We start from the raw sequence: 4,862 nt of genomic DNA on the forward strand, positions 1-4,862 counted from the left end.
CTGGTCAGGCCCTTCGCAACGAACCGCCAGAACCGCTGCCGCTCGGCCCGCCGACCGATCGGAGGCCGACCCGGCGACCGCAATGGCGGACGACCCGCCTTCAGCGCTGCACGCGCCCGTCCCTGAGCCACAACACCCTCCTCGATCGAGGTGTTGCGACGATCAGTTGAATCCGCCCTGGCAGCCGCGATCGGAGTGGAAGATCACCGGTCCGGTCGGGCGGCGGGTGTGGCAGGCGGCCCGTAGGGCGCCGGCGACCAGTTCGGTCCGCAGGTGGTCGGCGGTGGCCCAGCCGACGACGCGGCGGGAGGCGATGTCGATGACGGTGGCCAGGTAGAGCCAGCCCTCGTCGGTGGGGATGTAGGTGATGTCGCCGCACCAGCGCGCATCGAGGGCCGCCGGGTGGGGCTGGAAGTCGCGCAGGACCAGGTCCGGCCGGGTGGCGGCGCGGGGGTCGGGGATCGTGGTGCGCTGGCGCCGTCTTCGGTGCCGGCCCTCGAGGCCGGCCTGGCGCATCAGGCGTGCGACCCTTCGCTGGCCGCACCGATCGCCGTCGCACTGCAGGACGGCGTGCACGCGCGGAGCTCCATAGGTGCCGCGCGAGGTCGCGTGGACCTCGGTGATCTTCTCGGTCAGCTCCGCGTCGCGGACCGCGCGGGAGCCGGGGGTGGCGGTTCGGCGGGCGTAGAAGGCGGCTCGGGAGACCTTGAGCAGTTCACACGCCCGTTTGACGTTGTGGCCTGCCTGCTTCTCCGCCTCGATGAACGGGTGCACCGTCACCGGGTCTCCGTCGCGAAGAAAGCCGTGGTGCGCTTGCGGATGTCCACGTCCTCGCGCAAGCGGCGGTTCTCCCGCCGCAGCCTGGCCAGTTCCTCGCGCTCGTCGCTGGTCAGGCCGTCACGCTCGCCGACGTCGACCTGGGCCTGCTTCACCCAGTCGCGCACCGCGGTCTCGGTCAGGTCGAAGTCCTTGGCGACCTGACCGACCGAGCGGTCGCCGCGTCGGCACAACTCGACGATCTCGGCCTTGAACTCCGGCGTGAACGAGCGGCGAGGGCGCGGCTTCCTCCCCATGCTCTCCATGATGGACATCATCCTTACCGGGACCGAAGCCCCTGACCAGGGGTGTCCGTCAAAGCGAATCAAGCCCACTTCTGGACAGCATCAAGCACGCGGGCACCGGCGCATGCGAGTCCTGCGGCGCCTATGGGATCAAGGCCGACGATGACGCGCTCGTCTACCTGATTGCCCATCGAGCACTCGGCGCTGCGAAAATCGGCATTGCGAAGGCTGGCAGTAGGAGGCTCGCGCTGCACGCTGCTCAGCGATGGGAAGAGATCATCCAGATCCAGCTCATCGGCCGAGACGCGCGAGCAGTCGAGCGCGCCGTCCTTCAGAAGTGGGCCAGGCTCGGACTGCCCTACGGTGTAAGTCCAACCGACATGCCCCATGCTGGCTACACGGAGACCGTTAGCCTGTCTGCCCGGTCGGAGGCTGAGGTCCGCGACGATCTTGCCCGAGCGTTCCGGGGAATAGGCTTGACTTATCCCTGACTCCGGAGGCGAGCGGCGCGGCCCCTGGCGGCCGCTCCTGCACCCCGCGTGCCCCGGCCCCCGCCCTATGCCCAGCGCATGCCGAGTTCGGTCAGCCGGGCGGCGCGGTCGGTGGGGATGTCGGCGCGCCTGCTGCGGCTGTTGGAGATGAACAGGCCGAGGCTGATCTGCACGGTCGTGCTGTCGGACAGGACCAGGGGTTCCTTGTGCTTGCGGGGGACGTTGAGGTGTCCTTCGCGGGCCCGGTACTGGGCGGCGGCGGCGAGGTTGCGCTGCTCCTTCTCCGCGTGGCTCACCTTCCCGGCCGGCTTCTGCTCGGCGGGCAGTGGCTCCAGGCCGAGGACGTGCTCCAGCGCCCACTGCTGCGCCGGGACGAGCTTGTCCCAGCCGATCTGCTGGGCGCGGCCCCACCCGGCGAGGTCCTCGCCCTGGACGACGATGCTGCCCGACTCGGCCCCGGCCAGCGTCCCGCCGTCCTTCACGTGGCGCCAGGCCAGGATGAAGCACCGCCGCCACTCCACCGGCCAGGACGGGCACCACCCCGGGTCGATCGCGTCCAAGACGGCCTTGCGGCCGGCGCTCAGCGCGCCGGTCCAGTCCAGCCCCTCCTCGCCGGCCTCCGCACGGCGCTGGAGGGCCTCGGTACGCCGCTGGGCGGTGCGCAGGTTCTTCATGATGGTGCCGACCGGGCGCCCGCCCCAGACGGCCTCGTTGGGCGGGCAGGCGTGGCCGTGCTCGGCCGCATAGCCGGCCACCGCGGCGAGGTTGTCGGTGAAGGCGGTGTCGAATGCGGACCAGATCATGCCCAGCTCGTCCAGCTCCTTGACGCGCTCGGCATCGAGGACGTCGGCGGCCTTGTAGCGGCGCTGGTCGGCCACCCACACCCCGAGCCGGTGCCCGGACGTGGCCCGGTACGCGTAGGGCACGCGCACGTCGCCGAACTTCTCCCGGTAGGCGAGCAACTCCTCCAGGCCCCGCCGGAACTCCGCCCGCTCCGGCTCCAGCACCCGGGTCCGCACGAACGCCGCGATCACCGCCGGGTCGCGCTGAGTGGAGAACTGCAACAGCTGCGCCTCCCCAGCGGCCGAGCGGCGCTCGTCCGGCTCCCCGGCGTGCCTGGGCTCTCTCGGCGGCCGGGTCTCGGACTGCGGCATGGCCAGGCGCTCGACGGCGGCCGCGTCGTGCGCGCGCAGCGCCATCAAGAGCTTGGACAGCCCGTCGTAGGCCCGGGAGGTGAGCAACTGGTCGCCGTTCTCGCTGGCCCCGAGCAGGACGGGCACCACGATGGTGGCGACCTTGCCGCTGCCCGGGTGCATCCGCAGCGCCCGCCCGACGACCTGGACCAAGTCCACCATCGAGCCGCGCACGTCCGCGAAGAACACCGCGTCGCAGTCGAAGGTGTCGACGCCCTCCGACAGCACCTTGACCGAGGCCAGGACGTACCGCAGCAGCCGCCACCCGTCATCCCTGACCAGCGACGCGAACGTGCCCAGCACGGCCCGCCGCTCGGCCGGCGTGTGCTCGGCCTCCAGCCACGTCGTACCGATCAGTTCCGGCTGCGGGTGCAAAGCGGGGTCCTGCTCCCACAGCACCCGCGCGACGTCGTGCAGGCCGGTGCTCAGCGCCCGGGCCTCGGCCACCATGTGGTGGAACGACAGTACCCGGGACAGGTCCCACTCCGCGCACGCGGTCAGCAGGGCCGTCTGCAAGGCCGCCAGCCGCGCTCCCCGGTACTCCACCGACACCTCGCTCGCACCGCGCTGCTCCAGGCCCTGGAGGACGGGGTCGGACACGTCGACGCACAGGATCCGGTACGGCGCGATCACCCCGTCCGAGATCGCGGTGCCCAGCGGGTAGTCGTGGGCGACGGGCCCGTACAGCGCCTCGTCGTCCATGCTGGCGATCAGCTCGGCCGCCTCGATCCCGGACGCTGCCGCCCGCTCCCTGTCGCTGTCCTTGACCGCCCACAGCCGCGGCGTGGCCGTCATGAACAGCCGCCTGTCGCAGGGGATCCGGGCGTTGTCCAGGATCGCTGCCCACGGCCGCCCAGCCTGCCCCGAGGTCCGGTGCGCCTCGTCCACCACCGCCAGCGAGAAGGCCGGCAGTCTGGCCTGGTGCGCCTTCTCCAGATGGCCCAGGCCCAGCGAGGCGTAGGTGGCGAACACGGTGACCAGTCCCGAGCCCGCCGTCCACTTCACCAGCTCCGCCGGATCGGTGGTGCACCGCAAGCCCAGGGGCTGTTCGTTGCCCGCCAGCGAGCAGAGCCCGACCATCCGGCCGCCGTACCCCTCCCGCTGCCAGACCCCGACCGTCTGCTCCAGCAGCGGCAGCGAGGGCACGATCACCAGCGTCCGCTCCGCGTGGAGCCGCGAAGCGACGTGCACGGCCGTCAGCGACTTGCCCGCCCCCGTCGCCGCCCGGATCTGGCACCGCAGCCCCTCCGGCGGCACCAGGCCCGACGCGGGCAGCGTCAGAAGTCGTACTGCCGCGTCGCACGCCTCTTCCTGGTTCAGGCGCAATTTCTTCGCCATAACAACTGTCTCCCTTTTTCGGAATCCATGCGACGCGACATAAAAGCCGCCACGGCCTTTTCGAGGGCTTCCCGGATTCGGCGGGAGGCCCGTTTCCCGCTGCGCCAGCTCAGCCCTCGGCCAGCCAGCTCCGGCCGTTGCGCAGGTCATCGGCCAGCTCGTCGCTCAGCGCGCGGGCGCACTCCGTCACCCACTCGCCCAGCTCGGCCACCCGCTCGAACTGCGAGACCAACAGGGGCCCGGCGACAGCGAAGCTGTGCGGCTCCTGTGACATGTCGTCAGCGATGCCCGAAAGCATCCGCAGCACCGGCCACAGATCGGCCGGCGCCGCCTTCTCGGGCTCCGGCAGCTCAAGGCCGTCAGCGTCTCGCACGATCACAGCACTCACCATCCATTGAGGAGTCACGTCCGGGCCCTTTTCAGAGCACCAAACCCGGGCGATCCTCCGGATTCCAGGGGCACCCGGAGCCTGTCCAGAAACCCAGAGTCTAGCGGGCTGCTGTCTTTGATGCACGAGAACGGGCGAAGCCCGTCCCTGTACCACCCCAACGAGTGACCCCATACATGACCACCCGTCACCACCCCATTCGTCAAGGCGCAAAGCGCCCCCACCCGCCACCCCAGTCAGTCCGGGCGAAGCCCGAACCCACCCCCAACCCACCCAGGGCCGAAGGCCCTACCCCGACACCCACCCAACTCCGCAGCGAAGCGCGGAGTTGACCCACCACCACCCAAGCGTGCGCAGCGCCCGCCACCCCACCCGATCGGGCGCAGCCCGA

General features: G+C 70.9%; 5 protein-coding genes. All 5 read right to left on the minus strand.

Going from position 1 to position 4,862, the window contains the following annotated elements; all coding sequences use genetic code 11:
• Window positions 1–162: 162 nt before the first annotated feature.
• Entirely contained in the window at window positions 163–780 is a 618-nt protein-coding gene (locus KS423_RS38570; protein WP_224284396.1) for an IS3 family transposase, read from the minus strand.
• On the minus strand, window positions 777–1,073 hold the full coding sequence (locus tag KS423_RS38575; protein ID WP_224284397.1) for a transposase: 297 nt from the start codon (window positions 1,071–1,073) through the stop codon (window positions 777–779). Before KS423_RS38575 ends, KS423_RS38570 begins: the two co-directional genes overlap by 4 nt.
• 68 nt (window positions 1,074–1,141) lie before the next feature.
• Window positions 1,142–1,450 (minus strand): hypothetical protein, encoded by a 309-nt coding sequence (locus KS423_RS38580; RefSeq protein ID WP_224284398.1) that lies wholly within the window; start codon window positions 1,448–1,450, stop codon window positions 1,142–1,144.
• A gap of 167 nt (window positions 1,451–1,617) precedes the next feature.
• On the minus strand, window positions 1,618–4,083 hold the full coding sequence (locus KS423_RS38585) for a DEAD/DEAH box helicase (RefSeq protein WP_224284399.1): 2,466 nt from the start codon (window positions 4,081–4,083) through the stop codon (window positions 1,618–1,620).
• Window positions 4,084–4,192: 109 nt separating this feature from the next.
• Complete coding sequence (locus tag KS423_RS38590) at window positions 4,193–4,456, minus strand: hypothetical protein (protein WP_224284400.1); 264 nt, start codon at window positions 4,454–4,456, stop codon at window positions 4,193–4,195.
• Between the last annotated feature and the right edge of the window lie 406 nt (window positions 4,457–4,862).

The sequence above is a fragment of the Streptomyces sp. LS1784 genome (assembly GCF_020103755.1).
Lineage (GTDB): Bacteria > Actinomycetota > Actinomycetes > Streptomycetales > Streptomycetaceae > Kitasatospora.

What these genes read in the sequence shown, in the direction of transcription:
- KS423_RS38585 (WP_224284399.1), bottom strand. Translation starts at nt 4,083, where the DNA reads ATGGCGAAGAAATTGCGCCTGAACCAGGAAGAGGCGTGCGACGCGGCA.
- KS423_RS38575 (WP_224284397.1), bottom strand. Translation starts at nt 1,073, where the DNA reads ATGGGGAGGAAGCCGCGCCCTCGCCGCTCGTTCACGCCGGAGTTCAAG.
- KS423_RS38580 (WP_224284398.1), bottom strand. Translation starts at nt 1,450, where the DNA reads ATGGGGCATGTCGGTTGGACTTACACCGTAGGGCAGTCCGAGCCTGGC.